We start from the raw sequence: 17,076 nt of genomic DNA, 5'->3' as shown, positions 1-17,076 counted from the left end.
TTCAGCGCTCCTTAATCCGCTTGTTCAGAATTCCGACTTCGAGATACAAATGAGATGGCGTAAAGCCAAGCTGTTTAACCATCCCCATGGCACCGTTAAAAATTGGCCTGGCTATTTCGTCGCAATTCATGCCAGGGTTAGCCTTGCGTTTAGCAGTTATTTCCTCGTTGCATCTTCTGGCGATGTTACGAAGCGCGTTACGTGCTTCAACGTCCTGCATAAGCAACCTCCAGTAGCGAACCAGGTTTACCAACGTAACCAGGAGCCATGATTACATCAGGGTTTTCTGCCTGATTTCCCCAGTGATGCCAGCCGGGAACAGCGCAGCGGCTGAACAACTCAATACGTGACACATCGCCGTATAATTGCTCCAGACGGTAACGCGCTTCTGCTGGCTTCTGGCTGTGCTCGCCGAGTGGGCTGTAGATAACCTGTTTTACGCTCGCGTCCTGACGCTCAAGACCTTTCCCTCTTGTGGCAATTAGCAGATCCTCGGTATTGGCGCGGGTATGGTTGCCACCGTTCATTCGAGTCTGAGCGTTTAACAGGTCGAGGAAGTCGTAAAAGTCCTCTACTCCACCAGCCTGAAGCGCTTTGTTGATGTGCTGCTCAGCCAGTGAGTTGAACTTCACCCAGGTGAATCCCTTCATGGTCCGAACTTTAAAACCCCATGCCTCAGCAAGTTCGATCGCCTCACGGGTATGTGTACCGGTGAACCACATGGCAAGAACGGAATCTTCCGCAGCCAACTCCCAGACAGGCAGGCGTTTTATGTCGATGAGTTTCATCGTGCCGTAATGGTTTTCCGCTGCTCCATTGCTGATGGTGTTCCCGTATTCCCACGGTGGATCGGCGTAAATCAGTGAATAGTTCATTAACGGCCTCCCGAAAATCGACCAGCCAGATAGCATCCGTCTTCGGCAATAACTGCTGGTTTAGCCAGGCCAAGACAGCGCTGACGTTCTGCCAGTATTGCTGCTCGCTCTGATTCAATGGCTGATGCGCTGAACGCCTCCATGTAAATTGTCGCGGCACGGTGAAAAAGACCTTTCGACTCCAGACCTTTTGCCGTTTCCATCAAGGCGCTGACTTCAGGACTTGGTTCAAACACTTCGAAGTGGCAATCTGCTGGCGGTTCCGCGTAGTAACGGAATTGGCGACCGTCGCGTTTACGCGTGGCCAACCCAGAACCATACAGGCGGCAAACGGCGAGTTGGAGCCTGTCCTGACTGAACTGGGTCAGACCTTCGATGATGTCTCTGGTCGTGGAGCCGGGGTTCATGGCAATAAACATCTGTACCGTTTTCAGAATGCTCATCGTTACCCCCTGAACCCTGGTGGAATAGCGCTGTAATCAGTGTTCTTGAAGCTGGGTTTGAAGATGCCATCTTCACGGGCCCATTCCCCATTCACTCGTTCAGGTCGGCCAGCTTTGTCCCAGTTATTTGCAGACTTGAGATATCCCGGGAACTTGGACGGCTGGAAAAGCGTCTGTGGTCTCAGGTAATCAGACATCTTCAGGTCATCACCCCACTTCGCGTTGCAGTAATCCACCACCAGCGACAACTCTTCAACGGTGAACCCTTCGCCGATTCGTGCTCGGATGTTTTGCATTGACGTGGTTGAAACCTGGTAGCGTGAGTTCGTGACCTGGTTCAGGTGAGATAACACCGATTTGGCCTGGTCAGTGATCAACACTTCACGGTCTGGTTGCGCCGCAACCGGACAAGAAGGTTTATTAGTCTGTATGTCTAAGTCTGGTTTAACGTCTGTATAGAGATAGGATTCCGCACTTTCGCGATTTCCATGATTCCCGTTATTCGCGGTTTTGTTTTCGCGGCTTCGCGGAATGGTTCCCGCACTTTCACGCTTTCCATTCCGTACTTTCACGGTCTCAGATTTCTCAGGAAAAATTAGAGAAATAAGCAGGTCACCATCCATTCGATAATGCTTAGTTGGGGTGCCATTTACTTTCTTAGAGCACGTTTCAAATACGCCAGGAAGGTATTTAGTAATAATCTTTTTGACCAGTCGCTCTGTTTGATCCTCAGTTAGCTCACCCGCTTCTTGGCCAAGCTCCTTATGGGTTTTATAGAACCATCCATCTTCTGAACCAAACGCTGACCAGAAAACAAGGTTGTTAAGAACGGCTGCGAGCGCATGGGCCTGCTGGTCATCCTTGAAAAACAGCAAGTATGGCCTTGGAAGAACAATAACGTTCTTCTGACCAGACATAGACTGGACGATGTCAAATATTCTGCTCATGGTCGTCCTTTAACTCTGTAAATTTGCGCTGGAATTGCTCAAGAGGGCTGAAGCACTCATGCTCGTACCCTTCTCGAAGGTATATAACGCGTCCAGTCTGGGGCTCCCATCTGATGACTTTGACTGGGACTCCTCGGTGGTCTTTGAATCGCCGGTTAACTTCAGCCATTCTTCACGCCCCTTCTCGTTCATCTGAACAAACGTCTCTACCATCAACCCGGCAGGTTGGTAGTTGTCCCCATCCTCCTGGTTATTTATGATCTCCACATAGCCGAACGGGGAGTTCTTCCCCACCAGAGGAAGACATCTGAATTGCTTAGCTGGTCTGAATCGGTTTAAACTGTTCATGCGTTAGTTTCTCCACTGAATACGACACGCCACGACGCCAGGAGCTGCACACTCGCTGGCGTCACTTCTTTTGACGGCGGCTGAATAAGGCCACAATCGCGCGGATTTCTTCTTCACGCGCTGCCAGATGACGGCGGTGATGTTCCAGAATCTCTTCTGCTTCATGCTTTTCAATCACTCCATCCTCAAGCGCCTTCTGGATAATCTGATCAACCTGCCCTCTTGCAGCTGCTGTGCGCATTGCACGGCTAAACAAGTCAACACGGTCCAGATCTTCCAGGTTTGGTACGTCCACCAGCAGCGCACCGCGACGTTTAGCAAAGTAGTCGGCAACGAATGACGTGTTGGAAATGTCTTCCATCGCTTCCAACTCAGTTACTTCAAAGAAACGACAACCGTTTTTCTCGTAAAGGTTGTTGTTGAACTGGGTTTCTGACATGCCCAACGCACCAGCCATAGCCTGACGGCCTCCGGGGTACGCCTTACACATCGCTTTCACTACTTCTTTCAGGGTTTGCTCTACCATCTTGTTTTTCCTTTGGTAGTTATGTTTAAGCTGCTGTGTCTGTAGACTTTTGGTAAAGGCTGGCATCGTATTTAAGCTTGCCTTTAGTGATACGTTCGATAACAAAAGCTTGCTTCTGAGGGATCACATCACCCCATCTGCACACTGCAGGATGGGAAATTCCCAAAACACTCGCGGTTTTTGATACCCCTCCGAAGTGTTCTATGACGTCAGTTTTAAGCATGGTTCCTCCTGGTTAACTCACGCCTTAAAGGTAACAAAAGGTACATTAAATAGCAAACAACAGTTACAAGGAATCAATGTAACATTGGTTACATGAAAACAGAGATGAAAGACCGAATAAGATCCCGGCGAGTCCAGCTCGATATAACTCAGCAGACCCTGGCTAAACGCCTTGGGGTGAGTAGAGTGTCCGTTACCAAATGGGAGAACGGTACAACTAAGCCTGACGGAGAAAACCTTCACCAACTAGCGATGGCTTTACAGACCACTCCTGAATGGATTCTTTACGGCAAGGGTGATGAGACTCAAGATGACACCAAAGTTATCCCATACCTGAAGCCACCTACCGCCGTTCCTATTATCTCTGCTGTTCAGGCCGGGGTATGGACTGATACCTATGCATGCTCAAGGCTTACTGATGTGATTTCATGGACTCAAACCACAGCAAACGTTTCTGGTGAAGTTTTCGGATTGGTGGTTCGTGGTGAGTCAATGACTAACCCACATGGACTTCCATCAATTCCGGAGGGCTCAATCGTTATTGTTGAGCCACATTACGGACAACTTGATGACCTGTATGGGAAAATTGTCGTAGCAATACTTGATGGTTCAGCAGAAGCGACTGTGAAGAAACTTGTTTGGGATAGCCCTTACTCATATCTCATGCCGCTTAATCCCGCCTTTAAGCCGATCCCCATTGATGGCAATTGCCGCATTGTAGGCAAAGTTGTTCAGATAACGCAGAACATCTAAGTAACTCATTTCTAATGCCAGATATCATTCTGGCATTTTTTTCGCCTTCAAGGTAACAAAAAGTACATTAACTTACTTGACCGTAATGATAACTAAAGGTACATTTAAAACACACCAGACGAACCCATAGTTACATTCATCTGGTGATGCCTCGGCATCCTGTAATGGCTGTCACTTCCCACACTTTGTGGCAGCCATCTTTTCGAGGACAAAGCTGGCTAGCTGAACAATGGATTTATGAGGTATGACGGTGGCGAAACGGGAATACGTAGCAGACAAGTTCAACAGCAGAGGGATCCACTACTGTATGACCCGTGAAGGTGAAGTTTTTCAGGTATGGAAGCTCTGCGAAAACTACTGTCGACACGTTAAAGGTGGAATAGCAAAGAGTTGGCGGTTGGTTGCCGGGAAGTTGAACGAAGCAGATGCGTTCACCATCTATAACCGCCGCACTAAATAGAGAACATAGCGAAAGACGATCAAACCCAGACGATACCTGAGTGGCTTTAAAAACAGATGGGAACCGGTGTAATCCAGGTACACAACGAAAAGAGCGCTGGCATGCAAAAAATATCTCGCAGCCGTAGCAGTACCAAAAGCCAGGATGGAACGGCAGAAACGCGGTAGTGCTCTTTTCGTTGTGTTGTAGCTCAAAAGGGTAGAGCGCCTCCTGAAGGAGGAGTTGAGCACTAACCAAGGATCATAACCCAGGTTATCTCATGCGGCTGGCCAGACGTTATCCGGGTTCGAGTCCCGGCAGCACAATTCACAACATGAAAGCGCACTCCTTTACTTACCAGTTATGGGTGACGGGTGTGAAACAGGTGGAGTGCGCTTCCAGTTGTGGCATTAGCTCAGCAGGATAGAGCAACGGCCTTCTAAGCCGTGGGTCGCAGGTTCGAATCCTGCATGCTGCACCAGAATCACGTAGCCAGCGTGGTACCAGGAAGTAAGAAAGCTGTGTGGAGTCTTGGCGGTACTAGTACCAACCTTTGAAGTCCCTGGTACCGCCCTTTTACTCAACTGAAAGCGCGTTCTGTCCCTTGTCATTAAGTGCCAGTTCGTTAAATCCAAAACTAGCGGAACGCGCTTTCAATTGAGTGGAGAAACTAACCGGCGATTGCAGTCGCCCGTTTCACTAAGTGCCTCTTCATGGGGCATTTACTGAAACGAAACCAAAATTTTTATTCGCCTTTTGGCGAGGGATTCGTGCAACCAAAATTCAGCGCCGTGCAGGGCGCATATAACACGGAGAAACTAACCATGACGACCACACAGAACGTCACTGAGTTACAACCACGCATGACAAGAGAGCAGTTGATCGATGCAGCCCGTAAAGCGGCCCCTCTCCTTCCTGTTGCTTACCGCGGGATCATGACCGAACTGGCTAACCGCCTTGATATCGTCAGCGTTGCACTGTGCGAGTCAATGGAACAACGTAAGTCGCTGGCTATTGAGAACACCGTATTACGCGATGACGTTGTCTGCTGGGCAAAAGAATGCGATCGCATTGTTGAAAGACACACAAAAACACGTAGCAACATGCACCTTCTGGAGGCTCAGCGCGAACTGCGTGAGCTAACTCCGGTAACTAATGTTGTGATGAATGAAGGGGCTAAGTGATGGCAGCTAACTCATTCAAACAGATGTCACGTGACGGGACCATCAAGCGCACCGATACCGGGATGTTTATCAGCCTTGAACATATCCACGTGCGTGAAGGTTTCAACAAACGTGAAGACGACGAACGCACCCGCCAGGCAGATGACGACCTGTTTAACTATCTGATGAACGGCGGCACCGTTCCTCCGCTGGAGGTTATCGCACGTGATGAAGGTGGTGTGTGGGTTGTTGAAGGCCACCGCCGCCGTCGTTGCTACGCACGTTGTGCTGAAGCTGGTAAGCCAGTAGACCGCATTCATATCATGCCGTTTAACGGTAACGATGTTCAGCGTCTGGCTCGCATCATGACCAGTAATAACCAACTCCCCCTTTCCGATATTGAACAGGCTGCTGTTATTCAGGAGCTTCATAACGCTTTCAACCAGACCACCAGCGAGATTGCAAAGCTGGTCAACAAGTCTTTACCGACTGTAGAAAAACTCCTGCTTCTCAGCACTGCTAACCAAGACGTTCAGAATGAAGTTAAATCAGGGGCCGTGTCCGTAGATGTGGCTGTTGACCGCGTAAAAGAGTTCGGCGAAAAGGCCGGTGAGGTTCTCCAGAAGGATAAAGCTTCTGCTGCTGCCAAAGGCAAGAAAAAAGTCACCCGCAGCGTTATAGCGCCCGAAATTAGCATTAAGAAAGCGCGTCGCCTTGTAGAGCTGATCAGCCTGGTGGGTATAAGCGACACAGGTGTTATCGCTCTCGAAGGATTGGTACATGCAGAAGTCGTTGAAATTATCGACGAGCACAAAGCTATCGCCGCTCAGCGTCATGGAGAAACATCATGATTACCGAAAAAAATAATGTTTTTTATTGCGACTGCGGTTTTTCATGGCGGCGCGGTATGAGCGGTTCACATAATTGTGAGGATAGATTGCGGGCAAAACTCACAGACCTTGCGGTACAACTCGCTAACGCCAAGAGCAAGTGCAGGGAGTTGGCGGCGGGTCACTGGCCTCGCTTGCAGGAGCAAGATATCAACGCCTTAATGCGTTTCAATGAAACATGTGAAGACGGCGAAGGATATGACATTGGCGCTGAAGCGATGGCGCGTCTTGTTGAAATAGGTCTGGCAGGCAAAGGTCCTCATGGAATCCGCAATATCACTCCATTCGGTCAGTGGGTAATTAACGCTCTGGAAGGCGAGGTGGATTTGGAGCCGTTGAAAACCGAAGAAGACAACATCGCAGAATCAGCTTTGCGAATGGCTCAACTTAGAACTGGAGCAGCCCAATGACAGCACTCAACAAACAGGCGTTAAGGTCGCGCGAAGAATTTGAGGAATATTACAACGAAACGCATGCGGTTAAGGTCACCAGTCAATTCAAGCGCTTTGGGTATTACGTTTCACCAACCATGCAAAAGGCTTGGGAGCTGTGGCAAAAGGCTCAATCATCTATGCAGGATGAGCTGAAATCCGTAGAGAACAACCTCATTGATAGCGAATGTCATGTTGCTGAACTGGAGGAAGCGCTACGTGATAAACAGGCGTTACTTGAAGCCGCAGAGAAGCGCATTGCAGAACTGGAGGCGCGTAGCATCGGTGAGCATGATTTGTTTTTGCGTGCAAAGGCGCTGATGTATCAGTCAGGAGGAGCACCAGTTGAAAAATCACTAAATCCGGTTGATGCGTGGTTATTTGATGCAGAGCAGGCAACTACAAAAGCGCCAGTTTTACCGCCATTGAATGACGACCTTGTAAGCATTTTAGGGCGTCCAAATTTCATGTGCAGCCAGTTTGCTGAATTTCTGCGTATGGATGGCATGGAAATCAGGCGTAAATCTGAGCATGAGCAAGCAGCCGTGATTCACTGGTTTATGAATCTTTATCTGCAACATGGTGCCGGGTGGTGCAATGTGGCGCGTGCAGAACTTGAACGCATTAACCGCGCCGCTGGCATTGGCGTGAAGGGGGAGTGAGTCAGTGGAAAAATGTAATCGCTGTATTGTCGGCCTGATTGGATCGCAGCCAGTTCTTTCCGGTGACTGGGCTAATGCGGTCGCAAATTTTGAAATCGTAATTGCTGACTGGAACGAGAAAACCAAACGCTTTGCCGTTCCGCATCCTGGATTCGCCCGTAAGTTCAATTACTGCCCGCATTGCGGAAACAAGGTAGAGGACTAACCCATGACAACTAACAACCACCCGGCGAACGGTCCTGTATCACTCGATCGCCTGCACCAGATACGCGAAATACTCAGCAAAGCAGCAGCACAAAGCGACGGCGGAAATCTCGGCTATGCAATGACTGATGCTGTGAAGGTGATTGATGGGGCGATAGCTGCGTTTGGTGCTGAGCCAGCTCCGCTTCAGCTTCCAGTACAGCACTGGGAGGAATTGTGTCGTCAGAATCCCGACATGAGCATTGGTGATGCCATCATTAGAGCTGCTTGGTGGAACCACTGCGTCGCCATGCTTCAGGCTGGCAACTCTCCGGTAACTCCGGATGGTTGGGTGCTGCTCCCGAAGAAACTAACCGCACCGCCAGCAACAGTAGTGCAGCCAGTCATGTTTATTGATGGCGATATTTCTGCATCTGACGCTGAGAAACTTGCGGCAGTTATTAGGGAATGGGACGACGCACCAGCGCCGGAACGCGACCAAGTACGCCGTGAACATGCAGCATGGTCAGATGAAACATTCGGTGATGTCGGTCCCGTTGGTCCGCTAAAGCACCTTTCCAAAGAAGCGATCGAGGCTGCTGCGGAACCAGGCGACCTGAGCGAATGGGCTGACATGCAATTCCTGTTATGGGATGCGCAACGCCGTGCCGGTATCAGTGATGATCAGATTACCCAGGCGATGTTAGAAAAGCTGGCGGTTAACAAACAGCGCGAATGGCCGGAGCCGAAAGACGGTGAGCCATGTTTACACATCAAAGAGAAATCAGAACTGATGCTTCCGGAAATTGAATGCGATATCTGCGGGCATTTATCTACTGACCCAGAGGGTTGGCACTACTGCTGCGAGGATAATAGTAATGATTGATAAATACCGTTTGGAGGATATGCGGCGCGAAAGCGGTGAAAAGGGAGAGCTTGCCCGGTGGGTTATTCAACTCCAAGCTGACCTTGATAGAGAAATAAGAAAGAGCGCTAGCGAAAGGGCTATGCTATCGCGCCTAGCAGTGATAATGCACGGCTCTGAAACAGATTTAAACCTTCTAACGGTAACGGCTCAATCGCTGATGGATCGTTGCAAGGCTGGCAGCGCTTCAGTAACTACAGAATGAAGTAACCGGGTGCAGCCGGTTTAAGTGGAGAACTATGTATGAGCGGACAAATCCAACGTTTTCTTACTCCAGATGACCTCTATCAATTAACTGGTTATCGTCGCCCTTCCCTACAGTGTAAAGCTCTGAGGGATAGTGGAGTATTTTTTATCCCACGTAAGGACGGCAGACCAGGAACAACATGGGATCATGTATCAAACCCGGTTGGCCTTAAGTTGATAGTGAGCAATCCAGAGGAAGAAGAACCAAACTTTAAGGATATGTAATGTCTAGAGCTCGCAAAAACCCCGATGATAACTGGATGCCTCCCCGCGTTCGTCGGGGAAAATCTGCTTATGAGTTTCGCACAACAGATGGTCGTACCGTCAGGTTGTGCAATCCTGACCTAACAAAATCGCAGGTATGGGCAGCTTACGAAAACTTCATAAACGATTTAAAGGTTGGTACGAACTTCAATGCTCTTTGCGAAGAGTTCTTTAATTCCGGTGATTTCCACGAGTTAGCAACTGAAACACGTAAAGACTACAGAAAATACAGTTCAAAGGTGAATGTTGTTTTCGGAAAAATGAAGCCGGATAACATCAAGCCAGAGCACATCAGAAAATATATGGATAAACGAGGTGTTAAGAGCAGAGTTCAGGCAAACCGCGAGAAAGCATTTATGTCCAGGGTTTTCCGGTGGGCATACGAGCGAGGAAAGGTGAAGATGAATCCTTGTCAGGGCGTTAAGCAATTTAAAGAACAGGCGCGAACCCGTTATATTAGCGATAGGGAATATGATGCACTTTATAGTGTTGCTTCTGTTCCCGTAAAAGTTGCAATGGAGTTGGCATATCTATGTTGCGCCCGCCAGGGAGATATTCTTGACCTCAAAAAGAGTCAAATATTGAGCGAAGGAATTTTAATTCAGCAGAGTAAAACCGCAGTTAGCCAGATCAAGGCTTGGACAAAACGTCTGGAGGATGCCGTTAATCTTGCTGACAGCATTCCTCTCAACAGCGGGATGGTAAGTATTTTTGTCATCCACCAGCCATCAGGTCTTCGATACACCCGCGATGCTTTTAATGCGCAATGGATGAAGACTAAAAAACTTGCTGCAGAAAAATATCCAGACCTCGATTTCCAGTTCACTTTCCATGATCTAAAAGCCAAAGGAATTTCGGATCTTGAAGGTACGCTGAGTGAGAAACAAGAAATTTCAGGTCATAAAAACGCCTCACAAACAGCGAGATATAATCGAAGAATTTCAGTTGTTCCGGTCGTTGGGGGGCAGTAATGCCCTCTTTTTATGGCGAACCTGAATGGCGAAACAATGGTGAACATAGAGCACAAAAACAAAAAAACCACCCGTAGGTGGTTTCACGACACTGCTTATTGCTTTGATTATTCTATTCTTTCCCATGGTACCCGGAGTGGGACTTGAACCCACACAGCGCGAACGCCGAGGGATTTTAAATCCCTTGTGTCTACCGATTCCACCATCCGGGCTCGGGAAGAAATTGGAGGCGCGTTCCGGAGTCGAACCGGACTAGACGGATTTGCAATCCGCTACATAACCGCTTTGCTAACGCGCCGAAATCTTCTGGCTTTTCAGCCGACATCCGCTATTGCCGATGCCTCTAATTTGGAGCGGGAAACGAGACTCGAACTCGCGACCCCGACCTTGGCAAGGTCGTGCTCTACCAACTGAGCTATTCCCGCATCACCAAGTAACTTTGTTAATCACTTGATTTTGTTATCGTCTGGCAATCAGTGCTGCCGTTCGATGCGTTGCATTCTACTTACCTGACGCAATGAGTCAACGATATTTTTCACCACTAACGATCGTTTGCTGAAATTTGCGTCGAAACGATCACTGATCAAGCAAATCTCCACGTGCAGCGCTCAAATACTGGAACATTGACCACAAAGTCAGTATCGCGGCGACGAAGAAAAGTGCGATCCCAGCATACTCAACCCAGATATTTGGACGCCACAGCAGCCAGGCCAGTGCAGCCATTTGTGAAGTGGTTTTCACTTTACCAATCCAGGATACGGCTACGCTGCTGCGTTTACCCAGTTCGGCCATCCATTCACGTAGTGCAGAGATGATGATTTCACGCGCAATCATTGTTGCGGCAGGGAGCGTCACCCACCAGCTGTGGTAATGCTCTGTCACCAGTACCATCGCAATAGCTACCAGCACTTTATCAGCGACCGGATCGAGGAAGGCGCCAAAACGCGTGCTTTGGTTCCAGCGGCGAGCCAGAAAACCGTCAAACCAGTCTGTGACCGCCGCGATACAGAAGATCAGCGCACAAACAAAGGGAGCCCAGGTGAATGGCAGGTAAAAAGCCAATACAAAGAATGGGATCAGGATGACGCGAAACAGCGTGAGCAACGTAGGGATATTAAATTGCATATGACGGATAACTATCTGTTGTCAGTGAAATTACCCCTATGTTGCTACAGAGGGCCTAATGTTTCAACGAGTAGAAGATCTTTTCTGCCAGAGCTTGCGAAATACCCGGCACTTTTGCAATTTCTTCGATACTTGCATTACGAAGACCTTGCAAACCTCCCATATATTTCAACAACATCTGGCGACGCTTTGGTCCGACACCTTCGATGGTCTCAAGCGTGCTGGTGCTTTTCACTTTCGCCCGCTTTTTACGATGCCCGCTAATCGCATGATCGTGAGATTCATCGCGGATATGCTGGATAACGTGCAATGCAGGCGAATCCGGCGGCAGACTAAAGCCCTCACCTTCCGGCTCAAAGAACAGTGTTTCCAGACCTGCTTTACGATCGACCCCTTTTGCCACCCCCAGCAAGAGTGGGTGCTGTTTGTCCCAGGGAACGTCCAGTTCAGCAAAAACGGCTTTCGCCTGCCCTAACTGACCTTTACCGCCGTCGATCAATATGACGTCCGGAATCTTACTTTCTTCAATCGCCTTACCATAACGCCGACGTAAGACCTGATTCATCGCCGCATAATCATCACCCGGCGTAATGCCGGTAATATTGTAACGCCGATATTCTGCACGCAGCGGGCCATTGGCATCAAAAACCACGCAGGAGGCTACCGTCTGCTCCCCCATCGTATGGCTAATGTCGAAGCACTCCATACGCTTCACCGCAGGTAACTTCAATACGGAGGCCAGCGCCGTTAGACGTTGCGTAATCGTCGACTGCTGAGAAAGTTTCGTGGTGAGCGCCACTGCCGCGTTGGTCCGCGCCAGCTTCAGATAACGCGCGCGATCCCCTCGCGGTTTCGTCTGCACGTTAATCTTCCGTCCGGCCAGTTCAGACAGAGAGTCTGCCAGCAGGGTTTTATCGCTAAGATTGAAATCGAGCAGGATCTCCCCGGGTAAGGTACGCATCTGGCTCCCCTGCAGATAAAACTGCCCGACAAAGGTTTCGACGACCTCGCCGAGTTCCGTACCACCGGGTACTTTAGGGAAATAGCTGCGGCTGCCCAGCACTTTACCCTGGCGAATAAACAGAACGTGCACACAGGCCATGCCAGCGTCAAACGCCACGCCAATGACGTCCAGATCGTCTCCAGTATTAGAGACAAACTGTTTTTCGGTCACGCGGCGTACGGCCTGGATTTGGTCACGAATTCGCGCAGCCTCTTCAAATTCGAGATTTTGGCTGGCCTTTTCCATGCGGGTAATCAGCTGTGTTAACACCTGATCGTCTTTTCCGGACAGGAACAGACGAACATACTCGACCTGCTGAGCATACTCTTCCTCGCTCACCAGACCCGCGACACACGGGCCGAGACAGCGGCCAATCTGATATTGCAGACAAGGTCGAGAACGGTTGCGATAAACGCTGTTTTCGCACTGGCGGATAGGGAATATTTTCTGCAACAGCGCCAGCGTTTCACGCACCGCATAACCGTTAGGGAACGGTCCAAAGTACTCGCCTTTGGCATGCTTTGCCCCACGATGCATCGCCAGACGCGGGTGGGTATCGCCGCTAAGGAATATAAAGGGGTAGGATTTATCATCACGCAGCAATACGTTATAACGCGGCTGATATAGCTTGATGTAGTTGTGCTCAAGCAATAACGCTTCGGTTTCAGTATGCGTTACCGTGACATCAATCTGCTGGATTTGCGCGACCAGCGCTTCGGTCTTGCGTGACGCAAGATTACTACGGAAGTAGCTGGAAAGCCTTTTTTTCAGGTCTTTCGCTTTCCCGACATAGATAACCGTTCCGGCGGTATCATACATACGATAGACGCCGGGCTGGCTGGTCACGGTTTTCAGGAACGCTTTGGCATCAAACTGATCTGTCACTGGCTTGCTAATGTCTCCGCATTACACAGGCCATGGCGAATTGCCAGGTGAGTCAGCTCTACATCGCCATGAATGTTTAATTTACTGAACATTCGATAGCGATAGCTGTTCACCGTTTTAGGACTAAGATTCAGTTGCTCTGAGATCTCATTAACCTTCTGACCTTTGGTGATCATCAGCATAATCTGCAACTCGCGTTCAGACAAACTGGCAAACGGGGTTTCCGTTTTCTCAGGCTCAATCTGGCTGAGCGCCATTTGCTGAGCGATATCGGAGGCAATGTACCGTTGCCCGGAAAAAACCGAACGAATCGCACTCACTACTTCCTGGGGGGCGGCGCCTTTGCTGAGATACCCTGCGGCCCCTGCCTGCATAACTTTTGCAGGTAATGGGTTTTCGGTGTGTACCGTCAGCATGATCACTTTAATGTCTGCCGTGGAACGCGCAATTTTGCGGGTTGCTTCCAGACCGCCAATACCGGGCATATTCATATCCATCAGCACAACGTCAACGGAATTTGAGCGGCACCATTTTACCGCATCTTCACCGCAGCACGCTTCGCCGACAACTTTTATGCCTTTTATATCTTCCAGAATGCGTCGTATCCCTGCGCGCACCAGTTCGTGGTCATCAACAAGAAAAACGTTGATCAAAGGAATATCTCCAGAATAGGGATAACGCTACCGATAGTTAATCGGTCCTATGTTAACGGGTTTTATCTCAACTTTGAAATGTAAAAAACGCCCGACTTTCGATTTTGCTCTCGTTTTTGGAAATTAGATTGTACGACGAGTGGAAACTTTCAGTACTGGTAACCTTTTGCCACGGTTATATCTGTGTAGCTGTTTCATAATGGTGACAAAAAGATCATATTCCTTCGCTGAATGCAAACCAGGCAGTCAAAGTTGTAACAATAATTAACGAGGAAAATACTCGAAATAAACAACATGTGGAGAAAATATATGCACTGCAACATGTTGTTTATTTTAATGTCCACAACATTGGTCCGCGCAAAAAACAACCACAGATATTTTTAGCCTCGCTTATGGTATACTCCGCCGCCTTAAGATTTGACATCGCACTTTTTCATTGAAACATAACGAGGAAAATAAATGAGTACGCCTGACTTTTCCACTGCTGAGAATAACCAGGAACTGGCCAATGAAGTCACCTGCCTGAAAGCCATGTTAACGCTGATGCTGCAGGCAATGGGTCAAGCCGATGCAGGCCGCGTGATTCTTAAAATGGAAAAACAGCTCGCGCTGATTGAAGATCAATCACAGGCTGCGGTATTTTCCAACACGGTTAAGCAAATTAAACAAGCTTACCGCCAGTAATAAGAAACCGGCTGATAGCAATGCTCTCAGCCGGTTTTGCGTCTGACACTCAGAACGATAATTTACTCAGATAAGCCCGGTTGCCGCGGCATAACAGGCTATCTGCGTTTTGTTTGGCGCATTGAATTTCTTTTGCATATTCTTCTGGTGGAAGTTCACGGTATTTTCAGAAATCGACAGAATGATGGCTATCTCTGAAGAGGTCTTCCCTTCTGCCGTCCATTTCAATATTTCCTTTTCCCGCTTGCTAAAACGCATCTCTGGCGCCATAACCATGTCATCTTCCAGCCGCGTCAGTACAGACAGACTTTCCCGTACCAGAAGCTGCATCCTGAGCTCCACTTCATCGCTCGCAAGGCGACTGTTACGGATACTTGCACGCGATACAGATAAAAAACCCAACGCCCGGTTAGGCAACATTAAGCATTGCGTCATCCCTTTGCGTAAACCGTGATTGCGCGCGGCGTCCCACAAAGGTTGCGCATCGCGAAAAAGAGTATCGTTCCAGGGTAAATGCCCCTGGCTGAAGTTTTCAGGTTTCAGCACCGGATCAATAGCAAAATAATTTTCGGACTGATAATGCGCCACCCATGCTTTGGGATAGGTCGTATGAAGTGACGTTTTAGGTCGGGTAAAAGGTACCGGATGACGAACACAGAGCGCGTAGAAATCAAACTCTAAGTGCTGCGTCTGTTGTTGTAATTCCGTATAGACATCCTCTGCCGTCGCCATTTCCTGAAAGCGTAACAGCATGCTCCGTCGCCAGGTGAAGAAATCAAGATCCTGCATACTAAGTGGTAATGCCCCTGAGATTGATAATCATCCAAACATATGAAACAAGCTAACACATAAATGTATTTTATATATGCAAATTATCGGACAAATGAACAATTACTTGAGTATTACTCAACAGCGGAAGTAAGTAACAGAATCAAATGTTAATAATAAAGCAATAATTATAAATAGTTATGCGAAGAGCACTCGCCAGAAACAATCCCGGCGAGTGCCATATACACTATTTATTGCATCAAAAACTTTTCAAGAAACTGACGGGTACGTGGCTGCTGCGGGTGCGTGAATAAGGACTTTGCTGGTCCCTGCTCGACTATCCGTCCTTGATCCATAAATATCGCTCTATCGGCGACATCGCGAGCAAAGCTCATTTCATGCGTCACAATTACCATGGTGCGTTTTTCCTGCGCCAGTTGGCGGATGGTATTAAGTACCTCGCCAACCAGTTCAGGATCAAGCGCGGAGGTCGGTTCATCAAAAAGAATAACCTCAGGTCGCATCGCCAGCGCCCGGGCAATCGCTACGCGCTGCTGCTGTCCACCCGATAAACGCCGCGGATAGCTGGTTTCTTTGCCCGCCAGTCCGACTTTCGCCAGCAGTTCACGCGCACGAGCTGTCGCTTCAGCTTTTGGCTCACCTTTGACTATCACCGGCCCTTCAATAATGTTTTCCAGCACTGTCCGATGGGGAAACAAATTAAAGTTCTGGAACACAAAACCGACGTGTTGGCGTAACTGACGAATCAGCCCTTTCTGCTGGGTCAACGAACGCGCGGTATCAATGGTAATCTCACCCACTTTAATGGTGCCCGCCTCCGGTTGCTCCAGCAAATTAATGCTACGCAGCAGCGTGGTTTTGCCCGATCCGCTCGGCCCGATAATCGCCACCACTTCACCAGGTTTGACGTCAAGATCGATCCCATGCAGCACCGTTTGCCCATGAAATTTTTTGACCAGGTTTCTGACTTCGATAGCACTCATTTCGGCTCTCTCTCCTGGCGGTTCAGTTGTTCTTCAAAATAGTTTTGCAGCGCAGAAAGCACCGTCGCCATCACCCAGTAAATCAACGAGGCCGCCAGATACATCGTAAAGACTTCCAACGTACGCGAGGTAATCAGCTGCGCCTGACGGAACAGTTCCGGTACCTGAATAGTGGCGGCCAAAGAGGTATCTTTCACCAGACTGATAAAGCTGTTGCTCAGCGGCGGCAACGCAACGCGCGCAGCCTGCGGCAGGATTGCCCGGCGCATGGTCTGCCAGCGCGTCATACCAATACTGGCACCCGCCTCCCACTGTCCTTTGTCGATGGAAGAGATTGCCGCACGCAGGGTTTCCGCAGCGTAGGCGGCTGTATTAAGCGACAAGCCAATCATCGCCGCCGGGATGGGATCAAGCTCAATTCCAAACTGCGGCAGACCGTAATAAATCATAAACAGCTGGGCAATCAGCGGCGTTCCGCGAAAGATAGAGATATAAAAACGCGCCAGCCAGCGCACAGGCAACAGCGGCGACAGACGCATCAACGCCAGGATAAACCCCAGCACGAGGCCAAAAAACATCCCGCCGATACTCAGTTGCAGCGTAAAAACCGCGCCTTTGAGCAGATACGGCAGGGAATCAATTACCAGTTGGATACTTTCATGCATT

General features: G+C 49.1%; 25 protein-coding genes and 5 tRNA genes. 14 read left to right on the top strand and 16 right to left on the bottom strand.

Annotated elements, in window-relative coordinates:
• Position 1: 1 nt before the first annotated feature.
• From GUC46_RS09590 to GUC46_RS09560, 7 genes are all read right to left on the bottom strand, one after another.
• Positions 2-220 carry a hypothetical protein gene (locus tag GUC46_RS09590; RefSeq protein WP_003833987.1) on the bottom strand — a complete coding sequence of 73 codons (219 nt, stop codon included), beginning with the start codon at positions 218-220 and terminating at the stop codon, positions 2-4.
• The gene (locus GUC46_RS09585) at positions 207-875 is read right to left on the bottom strand and encodes an MT-A70 family methyltransferase (protein WP_160180138.1); all 669 of its coding nucleotides are present in this window, start codon (positions 873-875) and stop codon (positions 207-209) included. The genes GUC46_RS09590 and GUC46_RS09585 overlap by 14 nt, the downstream gene beginning before the upstream one ends.
• Entirely contained in the window at positions 875-1,318 is a 444-nt protein-coding gene (locus tag GUC46_RS09580) for a hypothetical protein (RefSeq protein ID WP_160180136.1), read from the bottom strand. The genes GUC46_RS09585 and GUC46_RS09580 overlap by 1 nt, the downstream gene beginning before the upstream one ends.
• A 2-nt stretch (positions 1,319-1,320) precedes the next feature.
• Positions 1,321-2,265, bottom strand: a complete 945-nt coding sequence (locus GUC46_RS09575; RefSeq protein ID WP_065944720.1) for a conserved phage C-terminal domain-containing protein — start codon at positions 2,263-2,265, stop codon at positions 1,321-1,323.
• On the bottom strand, positions 2,249-2,434 hold the full coding sequence (locus tag GUC46_RS09570) for a DUF4222 domain-containing protein (protein WP_160180134.1): 186 nt from the start codon (positions 2,432-2,434) through the stop codon (positions 2,249-2,251). The genes GUC46_RS09575 and GUC46_RS09570 overlap by 17 nt, the downstream gene beginning before the upstream one ends.
• A gap of 240 nt (positions 2,435-2,674) precedes the next feature.
• Complete coding sequence (locus GUC46_RS09565; protein ID WP_160180131.1) at positions 2,675-3,139, bottom strand: YmfL family putative regulatory protein; 465 nt, start codon at positions 3,137-3,139, stop codon at positions 2,675-2,677.
• Between the two features lie 25 nt (positions 3,140-3,164).
• Positions 3,165-3,362 (bottom strand): Cro/CI family transcriptional regulator, encoded by a 198-nt coding sequence (locus tag GUC46_RS09560; protein ID WP_032207801.1) that lies wholly within the window; start codon positions 3,360-3,362, stop codon positions 3,165-3,167.
• A gap of 92 nt (positions 3,363-3,454) precedes the next feature.
• Between GUC46_RS09560 and GUC46_RS09555 the strand changes: the two genes are divergently transcribed.
• The 13 genes from GUC46_RS09555 to GUC46_RS09490 all read left to right on the top strand — a co-directional run bounded on the left by GUC46_RS09555 (position 3,455) and on the right by GUC46_RS09490 (position 10,288).
• Positions 3,455-4,114, top strand: coding sequence for a LexA family transcriptional regulator (locus tag GUC46_RS09555; protein WP_174335262.1), 660 nt, complete (start codon positions 3,455-3,457; stop codon positions 4,112-4,114).
• A 244-nt stretch (positions 4,115-4,358) separates the two neighbouring features.
• On the top strand, positions 4,359-4,574 hold the full coding sequence (locus GUC46_RS09550; protein WP_151564552.1) for a hypothetical protein: 216 nt from the start codon (positions 4,359-4,361) through the stop codon (positions 4,572-4,574).
• Between the two features lie 179 nt (positions 4,575-4,753).
• Positions 4,754-4,879 (top strand) — tRNA-Leu (locus tag GUC46_RS09545).
• Between the two features lie 78 nt (positions 4,880-4,957).
• A tRNA-Arg gene (locus tag GUC46_RS09540) sits at positions 4,958-5,034 on the top strand.
• Between the two features lie 343 nt (positions 5,035-5,377).
• A complete protein-coding gene (locus tag GUC46_RS09535) occupies positions 5,378-5,737 on the top strand; it encodes a hypothetical protein (protein WP_225092854.1) in 360 nt (119 codons plus the stop codon).
• Complete coding sequence (locus tag GUC46_RS09530) at positions 5,737-6,567, top strand: chromosome partitioning protein ParB (protein ID WP_130714549.1); 831 nt, start codon at positions 5,737-5,739, stop codon at positions 6,565-6,567. Before GUC46_RS09535 ends, GUC46_RS09530 begins: the two co-directional genes overlap by 1 nt.
• The gene (locus tag GUC46_RS09525; protein ID WP_160180124.1) at positions 6,564-7,016 is read left to right on the top strand and encodes a hypothetical protein; all 453 of its coding nucleotides are present in this window, start codon (positions 6,564-6,566) and stop codon (positions 7,014-7,016) included. The genes GUC46_RS09530 and GUC46_RS09525 overlap by 4 nt, the downstream gene beginning before the upstream one ends.
• Complete coding sequence (locus GUC46_RS24045; RefSeq protein WP_236654164.1) at positions 7,013-7,699, top strand: tektin family protein; 687 nt, start codon at positions 7,013-7,015, stop codon at positions 7,697-7,699. Before GUC46_RS09525 ends, GUC46_RS24045 begins: the two co-directional genes overlap by 4 nt.
• Positions 7,700-7,703: 4 nt before the next feature.
• On the top strand, positions 7,704-7,904 hold the full coding sequence (locus GUC46_RS09510; RefSeq protein WP_142972720.1) for a hypothetical protein: 201 nt from the start codon (positions 7,704-7,706) through the stop codon (positions 7,902-7,904).
• A 384-nt stretch (positions 7,905-8,288) separates the two neighbouring features.
• Entirely contained in the window at positions 8,289-8,768 is a 480-nt protein-coding gene (locus tag GUC46_RS24235; protein ID WP_160180785.1) for a dATP/dGTP pyrophosphohydrolase domain-containing protein, read from the top strand.
• Positions 8,761-9,012, top strand: a complete 252-nt coding sequence (locus GUC46_RS09500) for a hypothetical protein (protein WP_130714547.1) — start codon at positions 8,761-8,763, stop codon at positions 9,010-9,012. The genes GUC46_RS24235 and GUC46_RS09500 overlap by 8 nt, the downstream gene beginning before the upstream one ends.
• 38 nt (positions 9,013-9,050) lie before the next feature.
• Positions 9,051-9,278 (top strand): DUF4224 domain-containing protein, encoded by a 228-nt coding sequence (locus GUC46_RS09495; protein ID WP_065944714.1) that lies wholly within the window; start codon positions 9,051-9,053, stop codon positions 9,276-9,278.
• The gene (locus GUC46_RS09490; RefSeq protein WP_071692372.1) at positions 9,278-10,288 is read left to right on the top strand and encodes a tyrosine-type recombinase/integrase; all 1,011 of its coding nucleotides are present in this window, start codon (positions 9,278-9,280) and stop codon (positions 10,286-10,288) included. The genes GUC46_RS09495 and GUC46_RS09490 overlap by 1 nt, the downstream gene beginning before the upstream one ends.
• A gap of 125 nt (positions 10,289-10,413) precedes the next feature.
• Here GUC46_RS09490 and GUC46_RS09485 read toward each other — a convergent pair.
• From GUC46_RS09485 to uvrY, 6 genes are all read right to left on the bottom strand, one after another.
• Positions 10,414-10,500, bottom strand: a tRNA-Leu gene (locus GUC46_RS09485).
• 12 nt (positions 10,501-10,512) lie between these two features.
• Positions 10,513-10,586, bottom strand: a tRNA-Cys gene (locus GUC46_RS09480).
• Positions 10,587-10,637: 51 nt separating this feature from the next.
• Positions 10,638-10,713: transfer RNA gene (locus GUC46_RS09475), tRNA-Gly, on the bottom strand.
• A gap of 151 nt (positions 10,714-10,864) precedes the next feature.
• A complete protein-coding gene (gene pgsA / locus GUC46_RS09470; protein ID WP_003030490.1) occupies positions 10,865-11,413 on the bottom strand; it encodes a CDP-diacylglycerol--glycerol-3-phosphate 3-phosphatidyltransferase in 549 nt (182 codons plus the stop codon).
• A gap of 55 nt (positions 11,414-11,468) precedes the next feature.
• Positions 11,469-13,301, bottom strand: a complete 1,833-nt coding sequence (gene uvrC / locus GUC46_RS09465) for an excinuclease ABC subunit UvrC (RefSeq protein ID WP_086503976.1) — start codon at positions 13,299-13,301, stop codon at positions 11,469-11,471.
• On the bottom strand, positions 13,298-13,954 hold the full coding sequence (gene uvrY / locus GUC46_RS09460) for a UvrY/SirA/GacA family response regulator transcription factor (protein ID WP_003030486.1): 657 nt from the start codon (positions 13,952-13,954) through the stop codon (positions 13,298-13,300). Before uvrY ends, uvrC begins: the two co-directional genes overlap by 4 nt.
• A 459-nt stretch (positions 13,955-14,413) precedes the next feature.
• Here uvrY and GUC46_RS09455 point away from each other — a divergent pair, with 459 nt between their 5' ends.
• Complete coding sequence (locus tag GUC46_RS09455; protein ID WP_003030482.1) at positions 14,414-14,638, top strand: DUF2594 family protein; 225 nt, start codon at positions 14,414-14,416, stop codon at positions 14,636-14,638.
• Between the two features lie 66 nt (positions 14,639-14,704).
• On the opposite strand, the gene sdiA is transcribed toward GUC46_RS09455, so the two are convergent.
• The 3 genes from sdiA to tcyL form a co-directional block, all read right to left on the bottom strand.
• Positions 14,705-15,427 carry a transcriptional regulator SdiA gene (gene sdiA / locus GUC46_RS09450; protein WP_003030480.1) on the bottom strand — a complete coding sequence of 241 codons (723 nt, stop codon included), beginning with the start codon at positions 15,425-15,427 and terminating at the stop codon, positions 14,705-14,707.
• Positions 15,428-15,657: 230 nt separating this feature from the next.
• Positions 15,658-16,410 carry an L-cystine ABC transporter ATP-binding protein TcyN gene (gene tcyN, locus GUC46_RS09445; protein WP_003030477.1) on the bottom strand — a complete coding sequence of 251 codons (753 nt, stop codon included), beginning with the start codon at positions 16,408-16,410 and terminating at the stop codon, positions 15,658-15,660.
• On the bottom strand, positions 16,407-17,075 hold the full coding sequence (gene tcyL, locus GUC46_RS09440) for a cystine ABC transporter permease (RefSeq protein WP_003030474.1): 669 nt from the start codon (positions 17,073-17,075) through the stop codon (positions 16,407-16,409). The genes tcyN and tcyL overlap by 4 nt, the downstream gene beginning before the upstream one ends.
• Between the last annotated feature and the right edge of the window lies 1 nt (position 17,076).

Source organism: Citrobacter sp. LUTT5 (assembly GCF_009905315.1).
Classification (GTDB): domain Bacteria; phylum Pseudomonadota; class Gammaproteobacteria; order Enterobacterales; family Enterobacteriaceae; genus Citrobacter; species Citrobacter freundii.
This window is presented reverse-complemented; position numbering and strand designations above follow the sequence as displayed.

Bases quoted from the DNA above. Each gene is read 5' to 3' on its own strand.
- GUC46_RS09530 (WP_130714549.1), top strand. From the start codon at position 5,737: ATGGCAGCTAACTCATTCAAACAGATGTCACGTGACGGGACCATCAAG.
- tcyL (WP_003030474.1), bottom strand. From the start codon at position 17,075: ATGCATGAAAGTATCCAACTGGTAATTGATTCCCTGCCGTATCTGCTC.
- GUC46_RS09560 (WP_032207801.1), bottom strand. From the start codon at position 3,362: ATGCTTAAAACTGACGTCATAGAACACTTCGGAGGGGTATCAAAAACC.
- GUC46_RS09565 (WP_160180131.1), bottom strand. From the start codon at position 3,139: ATGGTAGAGCAAACCCTGAAAGAAGTAGTGAAAGCGATGTGTAAGGCG.
- GUC46_RS09580 (WP_160180136.1), bottom strand. From the start codon at position 1,318: ATGAGCATTCTGAAAACGGTACAGATGTTTATTGCCATGAACCCCGGC.
- GUC46_RS09535 (WP_225092854.1), top strand. From the start codon at position 5,378: ATGACGACCACACAGAACGTCACTGAGTTACAACCACGCATGACAAGA.
- GUC46_RS09585 (WP_160180138.1), bottom strand. From the start codon at position 875: ATGAACTATTCACTGATTTACGCCGATCCACCGTGGGAATACGGGAAC.
- tcyN (WP_003030477.1), bottom strand. From the start codon at position 16,410: ATGAGTGCTATCGAAGTCAGAAACCTGGTCAAAAAATTTCATGGGCAA.
- GUC46_RS09455 (WP_003030482.1), top strand. From the start codon at position 14,414: ATGAGTACGCCTGACTTTTCCACTGCTGAGAATAACCAGGAACTGGCC.
- GUC46_RS09490 (WP_071692372.1), top strand. From the start codon at position 9,278: ATGTCTAGAGCTCGCAAAAACCCCGATGATAACTGGATGCCTCCCCGC.
- GUC46_RS09500 (WP_130714547.1), top strand. From the start codon at position 8,761: ATGATTGATAAATACCGTTTGGAGGATATGCGGCGCGAAAGCGGTGAA.
- GUC46_RS09525 (WP_160180124.1), top strand. From the start codon at position 6,564: ATGATTACCGAAAAAAATAATGTTTTTTATTGCGACTGCGGTTTTTCA.
- GUC46_RS09550 (WP_151564552.1), top strand. From the start codon at position 4,359: ATGACGGTGGCGAAACGGGAATACGTAGCAGACAAGTTCAACAGCAGA.
- GUC46_RS09495 (WP_065944714.1), top strand. From the start codon at position 9,051: ATGAGCGGACAAATCCAACGTTTTCTTACTCCAGATGACCTCTATCAA.
- pgsA (WP_003030490.1), bottom strand. From the start codon at position 11,413: ATGCAATTTAATATCCCTACGTTGCTCACGCTGTTTCGCGTCATCCTG.
- sdiA (WP_003030480.1), bottom strand. From the start codon at position 15,427: ATGCAGGATCTTGATTTCTTCACCTGGCGACGGAGCATGCTGTTACGC.
- GUC46_RS09575 (WP_065944720.1), bottom strand. From the start codon at position 2,265: ATGAGCAGAATATTTGACATCGTCCAGTCTATGTCTGGTCAGAAGAAC.
- GUC46_RS09590 (WP_003833987.1), bottom strand. From the start codon at position 220: ATGCAGGACGTTGAAGCACGTAACGCGCTTCGTAACATCGCCAGAAGA.
- GUC46_RS09555 (WP_174335262.1), top strand. From the start codon at position 3,455: ATGAAAACAGAGATGAAAGACCGAATAAGATCCCGGCGAGTCCAGCTC.
- GUC46_RS09570 (WP_160180134.1), bottom strand. From the start codon at position 2,434: ATGGCTGAAGTTAACCGGCGATTCAAAGACCACCGAGGAGTCCCAGTC.
- GUC46_RS24235 (WP_160180785.1), top strand. From the start codon at position 8,289: ATGTTTATTGATGGCGATATTTCTGCATCTGACGCTGAGAAACTTGCG.
- GUC46_RS24045 (WP_236654164.1), top strand. From the start codon at position 7,013: ATGACAGCACTCAACAAACAGGCGTTAAGGTCGCGCGAAGAATTTGAG.